This window comes from Spirillospora sp. CA-108201 (assembly GCF_050936235.1).
Classification (GTDB): Bacteria; Actinomycetota; Actinomycetes; order Streptosporangiales; family Streptosporangiaceae; genus Spirillospora.
The window spans coordinates 7,023,251-7,045,289 of the sequence record NZ_JBNJNE010000001.1; the positions used below are offsets into that span (position 1 = coordinate 7,023,251).

Annotated in this window: 15 protein-coding genes; all 15 read left to right on the forward strand. The window is 68.9% G+C overall.

The features are described from left to right. The first annotated feature begins 159 nt into the window (after nucleotides 1-159). The 15 genes from rplJ to ACQEU6_RS33845 all read left to right on the forward strand — a co-directional run bounded on the left by rplJ (nucleotide 160) and on the right by ACQEU6_RS33845 (nucleotide 21,768). Nucleotides 160-723: a 50S ribosomal protein L10 gene (gene rplJ, locus ACQEU6_RS33775; RefSeq protein ID WP_499337352.1), complete on the forward strand. Its 564-nt coding sequence runs from the start codon at nucleotides 160-162 to the stop codon at nucleotides 721-723. Between the two features lie 54 nt (nucleotides 724-777). Further along, nucleotides 778-1,167, forward strand: a complete 390-nt coding sequence (rplL, locus tag ACQEU6_RS33780) for a 50S ribosomal protein L7/L12 (protein ID WP_499337354.1) — start codon at nucleotides 778-780, stop codon at nucleotides 1,165-1,167. Between the two features lie 610 nt (nucleotides 1,168-1,777). Then, nucleotides 1,778-2,902 (forward strand): ABC transporter ATP-binding protein, encoded by a 1,125-nt coding sequence (locus ACQEU6_RS33785; protein ID WP_499337356.1) that lies wholly within the window; start codon nucleotides 1,778-1,780, stop codon nucleotides 2,900-2,902. Beyond that, nucleotides 2,902-3,753: an MlaE family ABC transporter permease gene (locus ACQEU6_RS33790; protein WP_499337358.1), complete on the forward strand. Its 852-nt coding sequence runs from the start codon at nucleotides 2,902-2,904 to the stop codon at nucleotides 3,751-3,753. Before ACQEU6_RS33785 ends, ACQEU6_RS33790 begins: the two co-directional genes overlap by 1 nt. Further along, on the forward strand, nucleotides 3,754-4,602 hold the full coding sequence (locus tag ACQEU6_RS33795; protein ID WP_499337360.1) for an MlaE family ABC transporter permease: 849 nt from the start codon (nucleotides 3,754-3,756) through the stop codon (nucleotides 4,600-4,602). A 64-nt stretch (nucleotides 4,603-4,666) separates the two neighbouring features. Beyond that, the gene (locus ACQEU6_RS33800; protein WP_499337362.1) at nucleotides 4,667-5,971 is read left to right on the forward strand and encodes an MCE family protein; all 1,305 of its coding nucleotides are present in this window, start codon (nucleotides 4,667-4,669) and stop codon (nucleotides 5,969-5,971) included. Further along, on the forward strand, nucleotides 5,968-6,999 hold the full coding sequence (locus ACQEU6_RS33805) for an MCE family protein (protein WP_499337364.1): 1,032 nt from the start codon (nucleotides 5,968-5,970) through the stop codon (nucleotides 6,997-6,999). The genes ACQEU6_RS33800 and ACQEU6_RS33805 overlap by 4 nt, the downstream gene beginning before the upstream one ends. Beyond that, the gene (locus ACQEU6_RS33810; protein ID WP_499337366.1) at nucleotides 7,000-8,079 is read left to right on the forward strand and encodes an MCE family protein; all 1,080 of its coding nucleotides are present in this window, start codon (nucleotides 7,000-7,002) and stop codon (nucleotides 8,077-8,079) included. Nucleotides 8,080-8,094: 15 nt separating this feature from the next. Beyond that, entirely contained in the window at nucleotides 8,095-9,345 is a 1,251-nt protein-coding gene (locus ACQEU6_RS33815; RefSeq protein ID WP_499337367.1) for an MCE family protein, read from the forward strand. Further along, a complete protein-coding gene (locus ACQEU6_RS33820; protein WP_499337369.1) occupies nucleotides 9,342-10,682 on the forward strand; it encodes an MCE family protein in 1,341 nt (446 codons plus the stop codon). The genes ACQEU6_RS33815 and ACQEU6_RS33820 overlap by 4 nt, the downstream gene beginning before the upstream one ends. Then, nucleotides 10,679-12,157 carry an MCE family protein gene (locus ACQEU6_RS33825; protein ID WP_499337370.1) on the forward strand — a complete coding sequence of 493 codons (1,479 nt, stop codon included), beginning with the start codon at nucleotides 10,679-10,681 and terminating at the stop codon, nucleotides 12,155-12,157. Before ACQEU6_RS33820 ends, ACQEU6_RS33825 begins: the two co-directional genes overlap by 4 nt. Before the next feature lie 10 nt (nucleotides 12,158-12,167). Beyond that, entirely contained in the window at nucleotides 12,168-12,656 is a 489-nt protein-coding gene (locus ACQEU6_RS33830) for an Rv1363c family protein (RefSeq protein WP_499337371.1), read from the forward strand. Then, on the forward strand, nucleotides 12,653-13,822 hold the full coding sequence (locus tag ACQEU6_RS33835; protein WP_499337372.1) for an Rv1363c family protein: 1,170 nt from the start codon (nucleotides 12,653-12,655) through the stop codon (nucleotides 13,820-13,822). Before ACQEU6_RS33830 ends, ACQEU6_RS33835 begins: the two co-directional genes overlap by 4 nt. Nucleotides 13,823-14,399: 577 nt before the next feature. Further along, complete coding sequence (gene rpoB, locus ACQEU6_RS33840) at nucleotides 14,400-17,876, forward strand: DNA-directed RNA polymerase subunit beta (RefSeq protein WP_499337373.1); 3,477 nt, start codon at nucleotides 14,400-14,402, stop codon at nucleotides 17,874-17,876. Nucleotides 17,877-17,895: 19 nt separating this feature from the next. Further along, the gene (locus tag ACQEU6_RS33845; protein ID WP_499337374.1) at nucleotides 17,896-21,768 is read left to right on the forward strand and encodes a DNA-directed RNA polymerase subunit beta'; all 3,873 of its coding nucleotides are present in this window, start codon (nucleotides 17,896-17,898) and stop codon (nucleotides 21,766-21,768) included. Nucleotides 21,769-22,039 lie beyond the last annotated feature (271 nt).

The window sequence follows — 22,039 nt, forward strand, 5'->3', positions numbered from 1 at the left end:
CGGCCTGCGTAGGTGAGACGAGAGCTTCCCGCATGGCCTCCGTGCCTTGCCTGGACGCCCCGTGCGCCTGCGCCGGGGCGTTTTTTGGTGGATCGGCGCCCCAGTCCGTTCGCGGACCGCGGCGCGGATCGGACCACCCAGGTAATCGGAAGGAGGGCTATGGCCAAGGCCCACAAGGACGCGGCGATCGCCGAGCTCAAGAACGAGTTCGAGAGCTCCAACGGCGCCGTGCTGACCGAGTACCGCGGGCTTTCCGTCGCGCAGGTCAAGGAGCTGCGCGACAACCTCGGCGAGACCGCGCGGTTCCGCGTGGTGAAGAACACGCTGACCAAGCGCGCCGCGAACGAGGCCGGTGTCGACGAGCAGTTCCGTGACCTGCTCGAAGGCCCGTCGGCCATCGCGTTCGTCCGCGGCGACGTGGTCGTGGCGGCCAAGGGCCTGCGCGACTTCGCCAAGGCGAACCCGATGCTGGTGATCAAGGGCGGCTTCATCGACGGTCAGTCGATGGACGCGGCCGAGATCACCAAGCTGGCGGACCTTGAGTCGCGCGAGGTGCTCCTCGCGAAGCTGGCCGGTGCGATGAAGGGCTCGATGGCGAACGCCGCCGCGCTGTTCAACGCTCTGCCGACGCAGGCCGCCCAGCTCGCCGAGGCGCTGCGCGCCAAGCGCGAGGCCGAGGGCGAGACCGCCGAGGCACCCGCCGCCGAGGCGTCCGCCGAGTAGGCAACCCGCGGTTCCGTACCACCCCAGAACACTAGCCATAGCGGAGGAATCATCATGGCGAAGCTCAGCACCGACGACCTGCTCGACGCCTTCAAGGAAATGACCCTTCTCGAGCTCTCCGACTTCGTGAAGCAGTTCGAAGAGGTCTTCGACGTCAAGGCCGCCGCCCCCGTCGCGGCCGTCGTCCCGGGCCAGGGCGGCGCGGTCGGCGGCGCCGAGGAGGCCCCGGCGCAGGACGAGTTCGACGTCATCCTCGAGGGTGCCGGCGACAAGAAGATCCAGGTCATCAAGGAGGTGCGCGCCCTGACGAGCCTCGGCCTCAAGGAGGCCAAGGACCTGGTCGACGGCGCGCCGAAGCCGCTGCTGGAGAAGGTCAACAAGGAGACGGCCGACAAGGCCAAGGAGGCCCTGGAGAAGGCCGGCGCCTCGGTCACCGTCAAGTAACGACGCTCCAGAGCTCCGGAGCCCGCGCGGCTCCACCGCTCTCCAGGAGGCGGTCACCCCGATCGGGGGTGACCGCCTCCTTCTGTTTGGCCGGTCCGCCGCCGGTGAGCGGTCTTGTCGTGGGGTGCGGAGTGGTGGTGCCGAGAAGGTCCGTTTTCTGTGCTGAGGTGACAAACACCTGCGGGAAAGCGTGTGCCCCGGCGGGTTGTGCGGTCTCCCGCCCCCGGCGTAGCGTCCCGTCAGGCGCTGCGGCCACACCCGGCCGCCCGCGTCTCCGCAGTGCGGCGGGCCGCACGGTCGCGGCCCTCCCCGGCACCCCCGGTCTTGAGGCTCCGGTTCTTGGACCACTAGTCTCATAGGCGTCGTAAGTAACGATTGTCTTACGACGTCGCATTTAGCCGCTGATCTGGGTGGGAACCCCTTCCATTTGGACGGAGGGCCGCTACGGTGGTGGCACCCGTCACAGCTACCGGACGGTAGTAATGCGGCGGACACGCGGTGTGACGACAGAACGCGGCGTGGAGACAGAACGCGATGTGACGACAGAAAGAGCCTGAGTGCTACTCGCTCATTGGTTCGGGATTCCCCCGGCCTGGACGAAAGGTGACGAGTGGGCGTCGAGATCAGAGTCGAGGGCCTGACGAAGTCCTTCGGCCGCCAGGTGATCTGGCAGGACGTGTCGCTGACCATTCCCGCAGGTGAGATCTCCGTTCTCCTGGGTCCGTCCGGTACCGGAAAGTCGGTCTTCCTGAAGTCCCTCGTGGGGCTGCTCAAGCCCGACCGCGGGCACATCTGGATCGGCGACCGGGACCTGCCGTACCTGCCCGAGTCGAAGCTCTACGAGACCCGCAAGCTGTTCGGCGTCCTGTTCCAGGACGGGGCCCTGTTCGGCTCCATGAACCTGTTCGACAACATCGCGTTCCCGCTCCGCGAGCACACCAGGAAGTCCGAGTCCGAGATCAAGCGCATCGTCATGGAGAAGATGGACCTGGTCGGTCTTCTCGGCGCCGAGCACAAATTGCCGGGCGAGATCTCCGGCGGGATGAAGAAGCGCGCGGGCCTGGCGCGCGCGCTCGTCCTGGACCCCGAGATCCTTCTGGTGGACGAGCCGGACTCCGGCCTCGACCCGGTCCGCACCGCGTTCCTCAACCAGGTGTTCATCGACCTCAACGCGCAGATCGGCGCGACGTTCCTGATCGTCACCCACGACATCAACACCGCCCGCACCCTCCCGGACAACATCGGCCTGCTGTACCAGCGGCACCTGGCGATGTTCGGGCCGCGGGAGATGCTGCTGTCCAGCGAGGAGCCGGTGGTCCGGCAGTTCCTCAACGCCAGCAAGATCGGCCCGATCGGCATGTCCGAGGAGAAGGACGAGTCCGAGTTGGAGGCCGAGGCGAAGATGGGCCACGACCCGGGCAAGCTGCCGCCGATCCCGCCGCAGCAGATGCCGAGCAACGGGCTGATCCGCTCCGGCATGCACGCGCCCGGCGCGTGGTGCGCGGCGCACGGCGTCACGCCGCCGCCCGGCTCGTTCGTCGACGACCTCGGCCGCAACTGGGTGGAGGAGTGGCCCCGGTACGTGGCGTCGATGACGCCCGTCGGCACTCCCGCGGGCGGCGCGCACGGGGCGCCCGGCGGCCTGCCGCCCGCCGGTCCGCCGCCCGGCGGTCCCGGCGGCCAGTTCCCCGGCAACCCGCCGCCCGGCCGACCGGGGGCGGGTGCGGGCTACTGATGTCCACTCCTGGTATCGGCGCGGACCAGCGAGGGGCAGGGAAGGGCAGGGGCTCTTCGGCGACGTTCCGCAAGATCGGGGACGGCGCGGCCAACGTCGCGATCAGGGAGCCGGGACGGTTCTTCGCCCTGTGCCTGGACACCGGCCGCGCGATGTTCCAGTGGCCGTTCCAGTGGCGCGAGTTCATCCAGCAGGCCTGGTTCATCGTCAGCGTCACCGTCGTCCCCACGATGCTGGTCGCCATCCCCTTCGGCGGCGTGCTGTCCCTCCAGGTCGGCGGGCTGATCCGGCAGCTCGGCGCGCAGTCCTACACCGGCGCGACCGCGGTGGTCGCGATCGTCCGGGAGGCCAGCCCGCTGGTCACCTCGCTGCTGGTCGCGGGCGCCGCCGGGTCGGCGATGTGCGCCGACATCGGCTCCCGGAAGATCCGCGAGGAGATCGACGCCATGGAGGTGCTGGGCATCAACCCCCTGCACCGCCTGGTGGTGCCGAGGATGCTCGCCTGCGCGTTCGTCGCGCTGTTCCTCAACGGGCTGGTCTCGGTGGTCGGCCTGCTGGGCGGCTACTTCTTCAACGTGATGCTGCAGGGCGGCACCCCCGGCGCCTACCTGGCCTCCTTCAACGCCATCGCGCAACTGCCCGACCTGCTGCAGGCCGAGTTCAAGGCCTTCGTCTTCGGCATCACCGCGGGCCTGGTCGCCGCGTACAAGGGGCTGAACGCCAAGGGCGGGCCGAAGGGCGTGGGCGACGCGGTCAACCAGACCGTCGTCATCACGTTCATGCTGCTCTTCCTGGAGAACTTCCTGATCTCCACGCTGTACTTCCAGTTCGTCCCGTCGAAGGGGATGTAGATGACCGCCCCTGGCAGGACGGGCAAGGCCGCCCGGCGGGTGGTGAGCGCGCCGCTCGACCGGCTGGACGACTTCGGCCACCAGATGTCGTTCTACGCCCGCGCGTTCGCGTGGGTGTTCCGGGTGCTGCGCCGGTACCGCACGGAGGTGCTGCGGCTGCTGGCCGAGGTGAGCCTCGGCACCGGCGGCCTCGCGGTGATCGGCGGCTCGGTGGTGATCGTCGGATTCATGACGTTCTTCACCGGCAGCCAGGTCGGCCTGCAGGGCTACGAGTCGCTGAACCAGATCGGCACGGCCGCGTTCACCGGGTTCGTCGCGTCCTACTTCAACACCCGCGAGATCGCGCCGCTGGTGTCGGCGCTCGCGCTGTCGGCGACGGTCGGCTGCGGGTTCACCGCCCAGCTCGGCGCGATGCGGATCTCCGACGAGATCGACGCGCTGGAGGTCATGGCCGTCCCGTCGATGCCGTTCCTCGTCACCACCCGGATGCTCGCCGGGATGATCGCGGTCATCCCGCTGTACATCGTGGGCCTGCTCGCCTCCTACGGCGCGACCCGGGTGATCGTGACGATGTTCTACGGCCAGTCGACCGGCACCTACGACCACTATTTCCATCTGTTCCTACCGCCGTACGACATCTTGTGGTCGTTCGGAAAGGTCATCGTCTTCGCGGTGCTGGTGATGCTGATCCACTGCTACTACGGCTACCACGCCTCCGGCGGCCCGGCGGGCGTCGGCGTGGCGGTGGGCCGCGCGGTGCGCACCAGCATCGTGGTGATCAACGTGGTCGACCTGATGCTCGGCATGGCGATCTGGGGCACCACCACCAGCGTCCGGATCGCGGGGTGACCGGCATGAGCGGAGCGATGCGGGGGGTGCAGGGGGTCGTCCCCCCACGGGAGGTGGCGAAGCCATGAGCGAGCGGCTGCGCTTCCGGGTGCTCGGCATCTCGATGATCATCGTGATCGTCCTGCTGCTGGCGCTGACCGTGGCGCTGTACAACAAGGCGTTCACGCCGACGCTCGACGTGAAGGTGCGGAGCGAGCGGGCGGGGCTGCAACTGCTGCCGCACTCGGACGTGAAGGTCCGCGGCCTCATCGTCGGGGAGGTGCGCAGCACCGACGCCGACGTGCGCGGGGCGACGCTCCACCTGGCGCTGGACCCGGGCAAGGCGAAGCTGATCCCGCGGAACGTCCAGGCGCGGCTGCTGCCGAAGACGCTGTTCGGCGAGAAGTACGTGGACCTGGCGATCCCGGCGCAGGCGGGCCCCGCCGGGCTGCGCTCGGGCCAGGTGATCCAGCAGGACCGCTCCCAGGCGGCCGTCGAGATCGACAAGGTGCTGAACGACCTGCTCCCGCTGCTCCAGGCGGTGAAGCCGGCGGAGCTGAACGCGACGCTCAACGCCCTCGCGACGGCGCTGCAGGGCCGCGGCGACCAGATCGGCCGGAACCTGGAGGAGGCCGACGAGCTGCTGCGGAAGGTCAACCCGCAGCTCGGCACCCTGGTGCACGACCTGAACGCCCTGGCGGACGTCTCCGACCTCTACAGCGCCGCCGCCCCCGACCTGCTGCAGACGCTCCGCAACCTCAACGTCACCAGCCGGACGATCACCGACAGGAAGGCCACGATCGAGCAGCTGATCCCGGCGACGACCGCGCTGGCCCAGGACGGCGACGTGTTCATGCGGCAGAACGCCCCGAAGATCATCGGCTTCAACATCGCGAACCGGGACGGGCTGGACCTGATCGCCCGCTACTCGCCGTCGCTGCCGTGCGTGTTCGCCGGGCTGATGAAGCTCAAGCCGGAGTCGCAGCGGGTGGCCGGCGGCAACGGGTCCAAGACCTTCAACCTGACGGTCGAGATCGTCAAGCCCGTGCCGGGCTACAAGCACCCGCTGGACAAGCCGGAGGCCAAGGACCAGCGGAACCCGCGCTGCTACGGCCTGCCGAACCCGAAGGTCCCGTCCCCGACCTACCTCGCGCTGGACGGCACGCAGGACGACCTGTGGTGGAGGAACCCCGACGACCCGAACGCCGGCGGCAGCCGCGGCCGGGCCCTGTCGAACGTCTTCGTGGACCCGGGCTCGATGAGCGAGAAGGACAAGATCAAGAACGTGCTCGGCCCGGTGACGCGGACCCGCGCGGACCAGCTGTCCGACGTCGCGGCGCTGATGTTCGGGCCGCTGCTGGGCGACGGATCGGTGGTGACGGTCAAGTGAGGACGACCAGCGCGGCGATCAAGCTGGGGATCTTCGTGGTCGTCACCTCGCTGGCCACCGGCGTGCTGGCGATGACGATCTCCAACATGCGGTTCCGGGAGACGAGCACCTACAAGGCGATCTTCACGGACGTGACGGGCCTGCTCGACAACGACGACGTGCGCGTCGCCGGCGTCCGGGTCGGCCAGATCGAGCACATCGAGCTGTACCGGGGCGACAAGGCCGAGGTGACGTTCAGCCTCCAGAAGGAGAGCGTCTTCAAGGCGGGGCTGCCCACGTCCACGCAGGCGCAGATCCGGTACCGCAACCTGATGGGCCAGCGGTACCTGGCGCTGACGGACGGCGCCGGGGAGGCCAACGACTACCTCAGGCCCGGCGGGACGATCCCGGTCGCGCAGACCACGCCCGCGCTCGACCTGACGACCCTGTTCAACGGGTTCCGGCCGCTGTTCCGCGCGCTGGAGCCCAAGGACGTCAACACGCTCGCCATGCAGATCATCCAGGTCCTCCAGGGCGAGGGCGGGACGATCAACAGCCTGCTCGCGCACGTGGCGTCGCTGACCAACACGCTCGCCGACCGGGACAAGGTCATCGGCCAGGTGATCGACAACCTGAACACCGTGCTCGGCACCATCGACGAGCGGCACACCGAGGTCAACCAGCTGATCACGGACCTGCGCGGGTTCGTCGGCGGCGTCTCGGGGGACCGCAGGGCGATCTTCGACTCGGTCGCGGCGATCAACGATCTGACCGGCACCACGCAGGACCTGCTCGCCGACGCGCGCCCGGACATCCGCGACGACATCGCCGGGCTGCGCAAGCTCACCGCCACGTTCGACGCCAACGGCAAGGAGCTCGACGCGGGCCTGAAGCGGACGCCGAAGAGGCTGGAGGGGCTGGTGAACATCTCCTCCTACGGCTCCTGGTTCAACATGTACATCTGCGGCCTCGACGCGCGGGTGCGGCTGCCGGGCGGACCGGTCTACCAGACGCCGGCGATCGTGAACGAGAACGCGAGGTGCAAGTAGATGAGGATCCCGTTCCGGGAACGCAACCCGGTCCCCATCGGGCTCTCCGCGTTCGCGATCATCATCGTGCTGGTGGTGCTGGCGATGAACCTGGAGAACATCCCGGTCATCTCCGGCGGCAAGACCCACACCGCCTCGTTCCGGGAGGCGGCCGGGCTGCGGTCCGGCGAGGAGGTCCGCATCGCGGGCGTCAAGGTCGGCAAGGTCACCGGGCTGGAGCTGGACGGCGACCACGTCAAGGTCACCTTCCGGGTCGACGACGGCGTGCGGCTCGGCGACCGCACCGAGGCCGACATCAAGATCAAGACGGTGCTCGGCGCGCACTACCTCGCGCTCACCCCCCGCGGGCGCGGCCGGCTCGGCCGCAACGTCCCGATCGAGCGGACCCACACCCCGTTCGAGGTCGTCCCCGCGATCAGCGAGCTGAGCCAGCGCGTCGGCGCGATCGACGTGCAGCAGGTCGCCAAGTCGTTCGACGTCCTGTCGGACACCTTCAAGAACTCCCCGGAGGAGGTCAGGGCGTCCCTTCAGGGGCTGCGCCGGCTGTCCAACACGGTCGCGTCCCGCGACGACGAGCTGCACGAGCTGGCCGGCAAGGCCAAGGACGTCTCCAAGCTGCTCGCCGACCGCAACCAGGACTTCGCCAAGCTCCTCCAGGACGGCGACAAGGTGCTCCAGGCGGTGCAGGCCAGGCGCGAGGTCATCCACCAGCTTCTGATCAACACCGTGACCCTGTCGCAGCAGGTGAACGCGCTGATCAGCGAGAACGACAAGCAGCTGCGCCCGATGCTGGACAACCTGGCCGAGGTCAACCGGATCCTGCTGAGGAACCAGGACAACCTGGACCGGATCCTCCAGTTGTTCGCGCCGTTCGCCCGGCAGTTCTCCGACGTGACGGGCACCGGCCGCTGGTTCGACTCGTGGATCCAGAACCTGCTCCCGATCCCCGCCTCGATCCAGAACCCCCCGTCCGGCGGCGGCGGCGCGACGACGAACAAGCAGGGCGCCCGTCCGGGCGGCGGGTCGCCCGGCACCGGCAAGACCGGCAACGGCGACAACCCTTTGCCCTTCCTCCCGTGAGCAGGCAGGTCACCAGTGCGTAACTCCACGAGCATCCTCCGCCTGGGCGGCGCGATCCTCGCCGTCGCGGTGCTGGCCGCCGTGCTCCTGCTGGTCCTCCAGGAGCCGAAGCAGCGCCACATGACGGCGTACTTCAGCAAGGCGGTCGGCCTGTACAAGGGCGCGGACGTCCGCATCCTCGGCATCCCCGTCGGCGAGGTCACCAGCGTCGAGCCCGTCGGCGACGCGGTGAAGGTCGAGCTGCGGTACGAGGCCAAGTACAAGGTCCCCGCGGGCGCGCAGGCCGTGATCGTCAACCAGACCCTCGTCGCCGACCGCTACGTCCAGATCACCCCCGTCTACAAGGGCGGCGCCGTCCTGGCCGACGGGGCGACGCTCGGCACCAACCGCACGGCGGTGCCGGTCGAGGTCGACGAGGTCGGCGGGAACCTCAACGAGCTGTCCAGGGCGCTCGGCCCGCAGGGCGCGAACGCGCCCGGCGCGAACGGCGAGCCGGGCTCGCTGTCGCGGCTGCTCCAGGTGGGCGCGGCGAACCTGGACGGGCAGGGCGAGGACATCCGGCAGACGATCGCCGACGCGTCCAAGGCGCTCAGCACGCTGAGCACCGACCGCGGCGACGTGGCCGCGACGATCAGGAACCTGCGGATCATCACCGACGCGATGAAGGCCAACGACCAGCAGATCAAGTCGTTCTCCGGGCACCTCAACGGCGTCTCCGGGCAGCTCGCGGGGGAGAAGGAGGAGCTGAGCGCGGCGCTCAACACCCTGGCCCCGACGCTGAAGAACGTGCAGCGGTTCGTCAAGGGCAACCGCACCGAGCTGGCCGCCAACGTCCGGCAGCTCGCGCAGATCACCGGCGTGCTGGTGAAGGAGAAGGGCGCGCTCACCGAGATCCTCACCACCGGCCCGCTCGCCGTCAACAACCTGGCCCGCGCCTACGACCCGATCAGCGGCACGATCCACACCCGCGACAACTTCCGCCAGTTCCACAACCTGGCCGACTGGATCTGCTCGCTGGCCTACTCGGTGGGAACGCCCGCCAAGGAGTGCCTCGACTTCGTCACGCCCTACAACGGGATCGGCAAGGCGCTGACCGGGTTCAGCCTCGACCTGTCCTGGATCACCGCGCTGACCACGCACTACGACCCGGTTCCCGTCCCGCCGGACGCCTACGGTCCGCAGGGCAGGCCCAGCAAGTCCGGCAAGACGAGCACCACGAACAAGCCAACGGACATCACGGCGCTGCTGCCTGGAGGTGGCCGATGAGCACGCGGTCGATCAGGAGGGCGCCGGTCGGCCGGGCGCCGGTCGGCAGGGCGCGGCTGCTCGGCGCCGCCGCGCTCGCGGGCGTGACGGCCCTGTCGGGCTGCTCGTTCAACGGCGTGGAGTCGCTGCCGCTGCCCGGCGGGCCCGACCTCGGCTCGCACCCGCGCACCGTGAAGATCGAGTTCGCGAACGTGCTGGACCTCGTCCCGCAGTCGGCGGTCAAGGTCAACGACGTGTCGGTGGGCAAGGTCGAGAAGATCGAGCTGGCGGGCGGCCAGGGCGGACAGGCGGGGCAGGGCGGCTGGCACGCCGTCGTCACGGTCAAGTTCCGCGGCGACGTCAGGCTCCCCGACAACGCCATCGCCACCGTCAGCCAGACCAGCCTGCTCGGCGAGAAGTTCGTCCAGCTCGAACCGCCGAAGAACGAGGCGCCGGTCGGCGAGCTCTCCGACGACGACCTGATCCCGCTGAACCGCACGTCCCGCGGCACCGAGATCGAGGAGGTGCTGTCGGCGATGTCGCTGCTGCTGAACGGCGGCGGCCTGGAGCAGGTCTCCACGATCAGCCACGAGCTGCAGGCCGCGATGGGCGGCCGGGAGTCCACGATCAAGTCGGTGCTGCAGCGGGTGAACACCTTCGCCGGGACGCTGGACCAGAACCGCGCCGCGATCACCCGGGCGCTGGACAGCATCGACCGGCTGACCGGCAAGCTGTCCGACGAGCGCAAGACGATCCAGGACACCATCGACAAGACCGGCCCCGCGATCGCCGTCCTCAACCGGAACCGCGCCGACCTCACCAAGATGCTGGTCGCGCTGAACAAGCTCAGCCGCACCACCACCTACGTGATCAACAACTCCAAGGCCGACATGCTGGCCAACCTGCGGGACCTCGACACGATCCTGCGCAACCTCAACAAGGCCGGCTCCGACCTGCCGAAGTCGCTGGAAACGCTGATCACCTTCCCGTTCCCCGCCACGTTCGAGAACGTCATCGCGGGCGACTACGGCAACGTGCGGCTCACCGTCGACCTGGACTTCGAGTCCATCGCGCGGAACCTGCTCGGCGGCACCGACCTGGAAGGGCTGCTCGGCAGCGGCAAGCAGATGCGCGGCATGCTCCAGGTCCCGAACGTGACGCTGCCGGACTCCCCGCTGGGCGTCCTGCCGCAGACGCCGGGCGGCGGGAGCCAGGGCGGGCTGCCCGGCCTTCCCGGCGGCACCACACAGACCCCAGGGAAGACCGCCGGCACGAACGGCCAGGGACGCCCGGGCGCGCTCGCCCCGGACCCCGGTGACGGCGGTCTGCGGACCCTGATGACGGGGGGCCTCTCGTGATCCTCAAGCGCGGCGTCATCGTCCAGCTCATCGCCTTCGCGGTCATCACCGTCGTCGGCGTGGCGATCGTCTCGGTCAACTACATCGGCATCGGCCGCGACCTGCTCGGCAAGCAGTACGTCGCCTACGTCGACCTCACCGACTCCGGCGGCGTGTTCACCAACGCCGAGGTCACCTACCGGGGCGTCCCGGTCGGGCGCGTCGGCCCCATCGAGCTCACCAAGGACGGCATCCGCGTCAAGCTGCTGCTGGAGCGCGGCAAGCGGATCCCGCGCGAGGGCACCAAGGCCGTCGTGGCGAACCGGTCGGCGGTCGGCGAGCAGTACGTCGACCTGGAGCCCACCACGAAGTCCGGGCCCTTCATGGACCAGGGCGACCCGTACACCATCCCGCGGAGCCGCACCACGCTGCCGGTGTCCACCGCCGAGCTGCTGCGCAACGTCGACTCCCTCGTCGGCTCGGTGAACACCAAGGACCTCGGCGTCATCGTGGACGAGCTGGACAAGGCGTTCTCCGGCTCCGCCTCGGACCTCCAGTCGATCCTGGACGACACCGACCGGCTGCTGAAGACCGCGAACGAGGCCTACCCCGACACCGAGCGGCTGCTGAACAACAGCGTGACCGTCCTGGACACCCAGCGCGGCCAGGCCGCCAACATCCAGGGCTTCGCCCGCAACCTGAACGCGCTGACCACCTCGCTCCGCAACGACGACCCGGCGCTGCGCAAGACCATCGACAACGCTCCGGGCGCGGTGGACGAGACCCACAAGGCCATCAACCAGCTCGCGCCGACGCTGCCCGTCCTGCTGGCCAACCTCACCACCACCGGCCAGGTCATCGCGTCCCGCAAGGCCGGCCTGCGGTCGCTGTTCATCCTCTACCCGGTCACGGTCGCGGGCGCGTTCACCGTCACGCCCGGCGACGGGACCCAGCACCTGGGCCTGGACCTGAACATCGACGCGCCGCCCGCCTGCACCAAGGGCTACGAGAAGGTCAAGCACCGCTGGCCGCAGGACACCTCGAAGAAGAAGCCGCGCCTGGACGTCGGCTGCACCGCGCCCCACGACGCGCCCACGGCCGTGCGCGGCGCCCGCAACTTCCCGCGCGACGCCATCGCGCCGTTCCCGCAGGTCCCCGCGGGCGCCACCACCGGCGCCGGGTTCCCCGAGGGGGGCGCGTACGGCACCCGCGACGACGGCGACGGCGACGGCGGCGGCGGCGGCAAGACGGACGCCAAGGGCTCCGGCAAGACCAAGGCGAAGGCCGCGGCCGCCCCGACGGGCCAGCTCGCGGACGGGAACCTGTACCTCTCATATCCGGCCGGTTCGGTCGAATTCGCTGGATACGATCCATCGACGGGTGCGGTCTACGGCCCCGATGGCAAGCGATACGTCATGCCGCGCAGCGCCGGTACACGCCAGTTGGGAGAGGAATCCTCGTGGAAGTGGCTCCTGCTCGGACCGCTGAGCCAGTGAGGCGGGCACGATGAGGCGCCGTCTCCCCCTGATCACCGCGATCGTCCTGAGCGTCGCCGTGGTGGGGCTCGCCATCGCGTCCGGCTGGCTCGGCGTGGTCTCCCTCAGGAACAAGGGCGAGGCCGACCAGAAGGCCAAGGCGATCCAGTCGGCGCGCCAGATGGGCGTCAACCTGATGTCGCTCGACGCCGCCACCGCCCAGCGCGACCTGGACCGCATCGTGAGCGGCACCACCGGCGACCTCAAGAACAAGCTGGGCAGCCAGTCGAGCGCCTTCATGCAGCAGATCAGCAAGGCCAAGGCCAAGTCGACGGTCAGCGACGTGGACGCCGCGCTGGTCTCCATCGACGGCGACTCCGCCGAGGTGATGGTGTCCCTCACCGGGACCGTCACCAATGAAAAGGTGCAGAACGGTACGCCGCAGGGCTACCGGTACCAGATGGACCTCACACGGGTCGACGGCCGCTGGCTCGTGTCCGGACTGGAGGTGGTCCCGTGACGATCAAGGCGGATCGAGCGGCCCGGGCCGAGGAGGCCGCCGAGGCGGCGCGCCTGGCGGAGGAGGCCGCCGCGAAGGCCCGGGAGGCCGCGCGCCTCGCCCAGATCGCCGCGGACGAGGCGGCCGCCGCCGAGGAGGCGGTCGCCGCCGAAGGGGACGCGGCGGACGAGGAGCCTGAGACCCCCGAGGGGGACGTCCCAGAAGGCTCGCCCAAGGCCCTCAAATCCCCCAGGAAGCCCCGTCGTGGCCGGAAAGGGTCCGAAGTCACGTCCGATGGCGCCGACGCCGCAGGGGGCGAGTCAACGGCCGAGACGGACGCCGAGACCGTCGCTGAGGACGTGAAGCCCGAAGAGGACGCGACCGGGTCCGACGCCGAGCCCTCAAAGGCGGCCAAGACGGCCAAGACGGCCACGGCCACCAAGGCGGCCAAGAAGACGACCAAGGCTGCGAAGAGCACCAAGCTCGCCGAGGACGAAGAAGTCGCCGAAGCCGAGGAAGACGCCGAGGCCGAGGAGAACGCCGAGGACGCGAAGCCCGCCAAGCCCGCCAAGCCCACCCGGACCAAGCGGCTGAACCTCAAGAAGCCCGCCCAGGCGACCGGCGAGGACGCCGAGGACGCCGAGGACGCGGAGGCGGACGAGGACGAGGACGAGGACGACGAGCCGGCGGGCCGGTCCCGGCTGGGCGGCAGGTCGACCGTCATCGCCGTCCTGGTCGTCCTGGCGGTCGCGCTCGCGGCGGGCACCACGGCGCTGGCGTTGAAGGTCCGCGAGCAGAACGCGACCGAGCAGGCGTCCAAGGAGGCGTCCTTCGCGGCGTCCCGCGCGGCCCAGAAGCTGTCCTCGTACGACTACCAGACGCTGGACACCGACCTGAAGGCCGCGTCCGCCACCACCACGGGCAAGCTGCACATCCAGTACGACAAGCTCGCCCAGCAGCTCAAGACCGTCGCCATCCAGCAGCAGGCCGTCTCCAACACGACCGTGATGAAGGTCGGCGTCGTGAGCGCGACCCCCGACAGGGTCGTGGCGCTCGTCTACGCCAACCGCTCGTCGGCGACCAAGACCGACAAGCAGCAGCGCCTTCCCGAGCCGCTGCGCATCAAGCTGACGATGGTCAACAAGGACGGCAGGTGGCTCGCCTCCGAGCTCACGGTCCTGTCCTGACCCCCGCCCCACCCCCGCCCTAGACACTCGGCCTGGACGCCGGCCTCCGGGACTGGCCGCCGACCCTCTGGGGCGGCCGTCAGCTGGCCCGGCCGGGGTCTGGACGGGTGTCTCTCCTGGCGTCTTCCAGATGCTCGGTATGGGTTCTGGACGAGTCGCTGTTAACCCTCCTGGGCCGTGCCTAGCCGAGGTCGCGGGCCGGGCGGCCCGCGGGCGCGCGACCCGCCGCCCGCGGCGATTCGCGCGCTGTCAACCCGGATCCCTAAACTATGGCCTTCCTCACTGCAGGTCAGGGCCTGAAAAGTCCAAGTCCGCTCTTGACTGAGAGGCGCTGAGGGGCGATGCTCCATGGCAACGTGATGCATACTGCGGCGCTAGAGTTGCGAGCGGTGTACCGGTTCGGCTACACTGCCCCTTTGCGCTGCCCTCTGACTATCCACGTGTGAGAGCACTCCTGTGAAGGCCCGGTTCGGGCCTCTTTGAGGGTCCGGTTTGGACCTCTTTGAGCAGGTCTCGAACGTGGATCGTCTGGCGTGCGTGTCATCTGTTACGCCGCGAGCCCTCGGAAGGACCACTCTTGGCAGCCTCGCGCAACGCCTCGAATACCGCAACCGGTCCGAACCGCGTCTCCTTCGCGCGCATCAAGGAGCCGCTCGAAGTCCCGGACCTCCTTGCTCTGCAGACCAACTCGTTCGACTGGCTGCTGGGCAACGAGAGGTGGAAGGCCCGGGTCGAGGCGGCCCAGAAGGCCGGAAGTAAGAGCGTCCCGACGCAGTCGGGGCTGGAGGAGATCTTCGAAGAGATCAGTCCGATCGAGGACTTCTCCGGGACCATGTCCCTGTCGTTCCGGGATCACCGGTTCGAGCCGCCCAAGTACTCCGTGGAGGAGTGCAAGGACAAGGACATGACCTACTCCGCCCCGATGTTCGTCACGGCGGAGTTCATCAACAACACCACCGGTGAGATCAAGAGCCAGACGGTGTTCATGGGCGACTTCCCGCTCATGACCCCCAAGGGCACCTTCATCATCAACGGCACCGAGCGTGTCGTGGTCTCCCAGCTGGTGCGTTCGCCGGGGGTGTACTTCGACCGGGCGCTGGACAAGGCGTCGGACAAGGACATCTACGGGTGCCGGGTGATCCCGAGTCGGGGTGCCTGGCTTGAGTTCGAGATCGACAAGCGTGACAACGTGGGTGTGCGCATCGACCGCAAGCGCAAGCAGCCGGTGACGGTTCTGCTGAAGGCGCTGGGGTGGGACGAGGCGCGGATCCGGGAGCGGTTCGGCTCGTATGAGTCGATCAATGTGACGCTGGAGAAGGATCACACCTCCGGGCAGGATGACGCGCTGCTGGACATCTACCGCAAGCTGCGGCCGGGTGAGCCGCCGACGCGGGAGTCGGCGCAGACGCTGCTGGAGAATCTGTACTTCAATCCCAAGCGGTACGACGTGGCGAAGGTCGGCCGTTACAAGATCAACAAGAAGCTCGGTCTGGACCTGGACATGAACCAGGGGACGTTGACCGAGGACGACGTCGTGGCCACGATCGAGTATCTGGTGCGGCTGCACGCGGGTGAGGAGGAGGCGACCCTGGGCAGTGTGGCGGTGCCGATCGAGGTCGATGACATCGACCACTTCGGCAACCGGCGGCTGCGTACGGTGGGGGAGCTGATCCAGAACCAGGTGCGTCTGGGTCTGGCCCGCATGGAGCGGGTGGTGCGTGAGCGGATGACCACGCAGGACGTGGAGGCGATCACGCCGCAGACGTTGATCAACATTCGGCCGGTGGTGGCCTCCATCAAGGAGTTCTTCGGCACCAGCCAGTTGTCGCAGTTCATGGACCAGACCAACCCCCTGGCCGGCCTCACCCACAAGCGGCGGCTCTCCGCCCTGGGCCCCGGCGGTCTGTCCCGTGAGCGCGCGGGCATGGAGGTCCGTGACGTCCACCCGTCGCACTACGGGCGGATGTGTCCGATCGAGACGCCCGAAGGCCCCAACATCGGCCTCATCGGCTCGCTCGCCGCGTTCGGCCGCGTCAACCCGTTCGGGTTCGTCGAGACCCCGTACCGGCGCGTCACCGACGGCGTCGTCCGCGAGGAGATCGACTACCTCACGGCCGACGAGGAGGACCGCTACGTCATCGCGCAGGCCAACTCCCTGCTGAACGACGACGGCACCTTCGTCGAGGACCGCGTCCTGGTCCGCCGTAAGGGCGGCGAGGTCGAGCTGGTCCCCGCCCGCGAGGTCCAGTACATGGACGTCTCCGCGCGGCAGATGACCTCGGTCGCGACGGCGATGATCCCGTTCCTTGAGCACGACGACGCCAACCGTGCGCTGATGGGGTCGAACATGCAGCGGCAGTCGGTGCCGCTGCTGCGCAGTGAGGCGCCGCTGGTGGGGACGGGCATGGAGTACCGTGCCGCGACCGACGCCGGTGATGTGATCACGGCGGAGAAGGCGGGTGTGGTCGAGGAGGTCTCGGCCGACTACGTCACGGTGATGAACGACGACGGGACCCGGACGACCTACCGGGTGTCGAAGTTCAAGCGGTCCAACCAGGGCACGTGCTTCAACCAGAAGCCGATCGTGGACGAGGGCCGGCGGGTCGAGGTCGGTCAGGTGATCGCCGACGGTCCGTGCACCGACGACGGTGAGATGGCGCTGGGCAAGAACCTTCTGGTGGCGTTCATGCCGTGGGAGGGCCACAACTACGAAGACGCGATCATCCTGTCGCAGCGGCTGGTGCAGGACGACGTGCTGTCCTCGATCCACATCGAGGAGCACGAGGTCGACGCGCGTGACACCAAGCTGGGTCCTGAGGAGATCACCCGCGATATCCCGAACGTGTCCGAGGAGGTCCTGGCCGACCTGGACGAGCGGGGGATCATCCGGATCGGCGCCGATGTGGTGCCCGGGGACATCCTGGTCGGGAAGGTCACCCCGAAGGGGGAGACCGAGCTGACGCCCGAGGAGCGGCTGCTGCGGGCGATCTTCGGTGAGAAGGCGCGCGAGGTGCGCGACACCTCGCTGAAGGTGCCGCACGGTGAGCAGGGCAAGGTCATCGGGGTGCGGGTGTTCTCCCGCGACGACGGTGACGAGCTGCCGCCGGGGGTCAACGAGCTGGTCCGGGTGTACGTGGCGCAGAAGCGCAAGATCACCGATGGGGACAAGCTCGCGGGCCGGCACGGCAACAAGGGCGTGATCTCCAAGGTGCTGCCGGTGGAGGACATGCCGTTCCTGGAGGACGGCACCCCCGTCGACATCGTCCTGAACCCCCTGGGCGTGCCCGGCCGCATGAACGTCGGACAGGTCCTGGAGACCCACCTCGGCTGGGTCGCCTCCCGCGGCTGGAAGGTCGAGGGCGACGACGCCGAGTGGAAGCAGGCCCTCAAGGCCATCGGCGCCGACGAGGCTCCGGCCTGGACGAACACCGCGACGCCGGTGTTCGACGGCGCCCGCGAGGACGACGTCACCGGCCTGATCGAGAGCACGCTCCCGAACCGCGACGGCCAGCGCATGGTCGGACCGGGCGGCAAGGCGCGGATGTTCGACGGCCGCACCGGCGAGCCCTACACCGACCCGATCTCCGTCGGCTACATCTACATCCTCAAGCTGCTCCACCTGGTCGACGACAAGATCCACGCTCGCTCGACCGGCCCGTACTCCATGATCACCCAGCAGCCGCTCGGCGGTAAGGCCCAGTTCGGCGGCCAGCGCTTCGGTGAGATGGAGGTCTGGGCACTGGAGGCCTACGGCGCCGCCTACGCCCTCCAGGAGCTGCTGACCATCAAGTCCGACGACGTCCTCGGCCGCGTGAAGGTCTACGAGGCCATCGTCAAGGGCGAGAACATCCCCGAGCCCGGCATTCCCGAGTCCTTCAAGGTGCTCATCAAGGAGATGCAGTCGCTGTGCCTCAACGTCGAGGTGCTCTCCAGCGACGGCATGTCCATCGAGATGCGCGACACCGACGAGGACGTCTTCCGCGCCGCGGAGGAGCTCGGCATCGACCTCTCCCGCCGCCCGAACGAGGGCGCGATGAGCGTCGACGAGGTCTGAGAACTCAAGGGGAAAACAGTTGCTTGACGTCAACTTCTTCGACGAGCTTCGCATCGGTCTGGCGACCGCCGACGACATCCGCCAGTGGTCGCACGGTGAGGTGAAGAAGCCGGAGACGATCAACTACCGGACCCTCAAGCCGGAGAAGGACGGGCTCTTCTGCGAGAAGATCTTCGGTCCTACCCGCGACTGGGAGTGCTACTGCGGTAAGTACAAGCGCGTCCGGTTCAAGGGCATCATCTGCGAGCGCTGCGGCGTCGAGGTGACCCGCGCCAAGGTGCGCCGTGAGCGGATGGGCCACATCGAGCTGGCCGCGCCCGTCACGCACATCTGGTACTTCAAGGGCGTCCCGTCCCGGCTCGGCTACCTGCTGGACCTGGCCCCGAAGGATCTCGAAAAGATCATCTACTTCGCGGCCTACATGATCACCAGCGTGGACGCCGAGCGGCGCGACCGCGACCTGCCGACGCTGGAGGCCCACATCTCCGTGGAGCGCCAGCAGATCGAGCAGGCCCGCGACGCGCAGGTCGAGGCCCGCCAGCAGAAGCTGGAGGGCGACCTGGCGGAGCTGGAGGAGGCCGGCGCGAAGGCCGACCAGAAGCGCAAGGTGCGCGACGGCGCCGAGCGGGAGATGAAGCAGCTGCGCGACCGCGCGCAGCGCGAGCTCGACCGCCTCGACGAGGTCTGGAGCCGCTTCAAGAACCTCAAGGTCCAGGACCTGGAGGGCGACGAGCTGCTCTACCGCGAGATGCGCGACCGCTTCGGCAAGTACTTCGAGGGCGGCATGGGCGCCGCGGCCATCCAGGCGCGGCTGCAGAACTTCGACCTCGACGCCGAGGCCGAGAAGCTGCGCGACATCATCCGCACCGGCAAGGGCCAGAAGAAGGCCCGCGCCCTCAAGCGGCTGAAGGTCGTCTCGGCGTTCCTCAACACCCGCAACAGCCCGCTCGGCATGGTGCTGGACTGCATCCCGGTCATCCCGCCGGACCTGCGTCCCATGGTCCAGCTGGACGGCGGCCGGTTCGCCACGTCCGACCTGAACGACCTGTACCGCCGGGTGATCAACCGCAACAACCGGCTCAAGCGCCTGCTCGACCTCGGCGCTCCCGAGATCATCGTCAACAACGAGAAGCGGATGCTGCAGGAGGCCGTCGACGCGCTGTTCGACAACGGCCGCCGCGGCCGCCCGGTCACCGGGCCCGGCAACCGTCCGCTGAAGTCGCTGTCCGACATGCTCAAGGGCAAGCAGGGCCGGTTCCGGCAGAACCTGCTGGGCAAGCGCGTCGACTACTCCGGCCGTTCGGTCATCGTCGTCGGCCCGCAGCTGAAGCTGCACCAGTGCGGCCTGCCCAAGCAGATGGCGCTGGAGCTGTTCAAGCCGTTCGTCATGAAGCGGCTGGTCGACCTCAACCACGCGCAGAACATCAAGTCCGCCAAGCGGATGGTCGAGCGGGCCCGCCCGGTCGTGTGGGACGTGCTGGAAGAGGTCATCACCGAGCACCCGGTGCTGCTGAACCGGGCGCCGACCCTGCACCGGCTCGGCATCCAGGCGTTCGAGCCGCAGCTGGTCGAGGGCAAGGCCATCCAGATCCACCCGCTCGTCTGCACCGCGTTCAACGCGGACTTCGACGGCGACCAGATGGCGGTGCACCTGCCGCTGTCCGCCGAGGCCCAGGCCGAGGCGCGGATCCTGATGCTGTCGACCAACAACATCCTGAAGCCGTCGGACGGCAAGCCCGTCACCATGCCCACCCAGGACATGGTCATCGGCCTGTACTGGCTGACGACGCAGAAGGACGGCGCGACGGGCGAGGGCCGCGCGTTCGGCTCGATCGGCGAGGCCATCATGGCCTACGACCGGCACGAGCTGGACCTCCAGGCCCGGATCCAGATCCGGCTCAAGGACATCCCGCCGCCCCGCGGCTGGAAGGCGCCCGAGGGCTACGAGCCCGGCCGGCCCTACCGGCTGGAGACGACGCTCGGCCGCGCGATGTTCAACGAGACGCTCCCGGACGACTTCCCGTTCGTGGACGACGAGATCGGCAAGAAGCAGCTCTCGGCGATCGTCAACGAGCTGGCGGAGACCTACCCGAAGGTGGCCGTCGCCAACGCGCTGGACGCGCTGAAGAGCACCGGGTTCCACTGGGCCACCAGGTCCGGCGTCACGATCGCGATCGACGACGTCATCACCCCGCCCAACAAGGCGGAGATCCTGGGCGGTTACGAGGCGCGCGCCGAGAAGGTGCAGCGGGAGTTCAACCGCGGCCTGATCACCGACGACGAGCGCAAGCAGGAGCTCATCGAGATCTGGAACAAGGCCACCGCGGACGTCGCGGTGGACATGGAGAAGGCGTTCCCGAAGGCCAACCCGATCTGGATGATGATCCAGTCGGGCGCCCGAGGCAACCCGCTGCAGCTCCGCCAGATCGCCGGCATGCGCGGCCTGGTCTCCAACCCCAAGGGCGAGACCATCCCGCGTCCGATCAAGTCGTCCTTCCGCGAGGGCCTGTCGGTCGTCGAGTACTTCATCTCGACGCACGGCGCCCGCAAGGGCCTGGCCGACACCGCGCTGCGCACCGCCGACTCGGGTTACCTGACCCGGCGCCTGGTGGACGTCGCGCAGGACGTCATCGTCCGCGAGGAGGACTGCGGCACCGACCGCACGATCCCCTTCGAGGTCGCCGACCGCCTGCAGGACGGCACCCTGGTCAAGCTCGCCACCTCGGAGACGAGCCTGGTCGGCCGCACCATCGCCGAGGACGTCGTCGTCGACGGGACGGTCATCTTCCCCGCCGACACCGACCTGTCCGACGCGGTCGTGACCCGTCTGGTCGAGGCGGGCGTGGAGAAGGTCCGCACCCGCAGCGCCCTGGTCTGCGAGGCCAAGATCGGTGTCTGCGCCGCCTGCTACGGCCGCTCGCTGGCCACCGGCAAGCGGGTGGACGTCGGCGAGGCCGTCGGCATCATCGCCGCGCAGTCCATCGGCGAGCCCGGCACGCAGCTGACGATGCGCACCTTCCACACCGGCGGTGTGGCGGGCGGCGACATCACGCACGGTCTGCCGCGTGTCCAGGAGCTGTTCGAGGCCCGCATCCCCAAGGGTGTGGCCCCGATCAGCGAGGTCGCCGGCCGCGTCAAGATCGACGAGACGGAGAAGGCCCGCAAGGTCGTCGTCGTCCCGGACGACGGCTCCGACGAGATCGCCTACCCGGTGCCGATGCGGTCCCGCCTCCTGGTCAAGGAGGGCGAGCCCGTGGGCGTCGGCCAGCAGCTCATCGCGGGTGCGATCAACCCGCACGAGGTGCTGCGCATCCTCGGTCCCCGCGCCGTGCAGCTCCACCTCGTGCAGGAGGTGCAGGAGGTGTACCGGTCGCAGGGCGTGTCGATCCACGACAAGCACATCGAGATCATCGTCCGCCAGATGCTGAAGCGGGTGAACATCCTGGAGTCGGGCGACACCGACCTGCTCCCGGGTGATCTGGTCGAGCGTCCGATCTTCGAGGAGACGAACCGGAACGTCGTGGCCGAGGGCGGAGTCCCCGCCGCCGGCCGCCCCGTCCTGATGGGCATCACCAAGGCCTCGCTCGCGACCGAGTCGTGGCTGTCGGCGGCGTCCTTCCAGGAGACGACCCGGGTGCTCACCGAGGCCGCGATGCACGCCAAGAGCGACCCGCTGCTCGGCCTCAAGGAGAACGTCATCATCGGCAAGCTCATCCCGGCCGGTACGGGCATGCCCCAGTACCGCAACGTCCGGGTCGAGCCGACCGAGGAGGCGAAGGCGGCGGTGTACTCCGTCGGCTCCTACGACGACGGCGCCGAGTACGCCTTCGGCCAGGGCTCCGGCGAGGCCGTCCCGCTGGAGGAGTACGACTTCGGTCAGTACAACCGCTGACCTCCGTTCCGGGACGCCGTGTTCGCGGCGTCCCGGTTCGCGGGCACCAGACCGGCGGTGCGAGAGAGGCCCCTTCCACCAGGAAGGGGCCTCTCTCGTGCTTCGGGACGGCTGTGTTTCACAGTCCCGGCCCACTTCGCTCGCCTGGCGGCTCGCTACGTGACCGGAACTGGGCGAACGCGGCATCGCTTCGCGATCTGCCCGCTTCCGCTCGCCTCCGGCTTCGCTCCACCGGCCAGCTCACGCGTTCGCGCGCGGGGCCGAAGCTGCT

Excerpts from the sequence above, each read along its gene's own strand:
- rplJ (WP_499337352.1), top strand. The coding sequence starts at position 160 with ATGGCCAAGGCCCACAAGGACGCGGCGATCGCCGAGCTCAAGAACGAG.
- ACQEU6_RS33800 (WP_499337362.1), top strand. The coding sequence starts at position 4,667 with ATGAGCGAGCGGCTGCGCTTCCGGGTGCTCGGCATCTCGATGATCATC.
- ACQEU6_RS33795 (WP_499337360.1), top strand. The coding sequence starts at position 3,754 with ATGACCGCCCCTGGCAGGACGGGCAAGGCCGCCCGGCGGGTGGTGAGC.
- ACQEU6_RS33830 (WP_499337371.1), top strand. The coding sequence starts at position 12,168 with ATGAGGCGCCGTCTCCCCCTGATCACCGCGATCGTCCTGAGCGTCGCC.
- rplL (WP_499337354.1), top strand. The coding sequence starts at position 778 with ATGGCGAAGCTCAGCACCGACGACCTGCTCGACGCCTTCAAGGAAATG.
- ACQEU6_RS33820 (WP_499337369.1), top strand. The coding sequence starts at position 9,342 with ATGAGCACGCGGTCGATCAGGAGGGCGCCGGTCGGCCGGGCGCCGGTC.
- ACQEU6_RS33810 (WP_499337366.1), top strand. The coding sequence starts at position 7,000 with ATGAGGATCCCGTTCCGGGAACGCAACCCGGTCCCCATCGGGCTCTCC.
- ACQEU6_RS33790 (WP_499337358.1), top strand. The coding sequence starts at position 2,902 with ATGTCCACTCCTGGTATCGGCGCGGACCAGCGAGGGGCAGGGAAGGGC.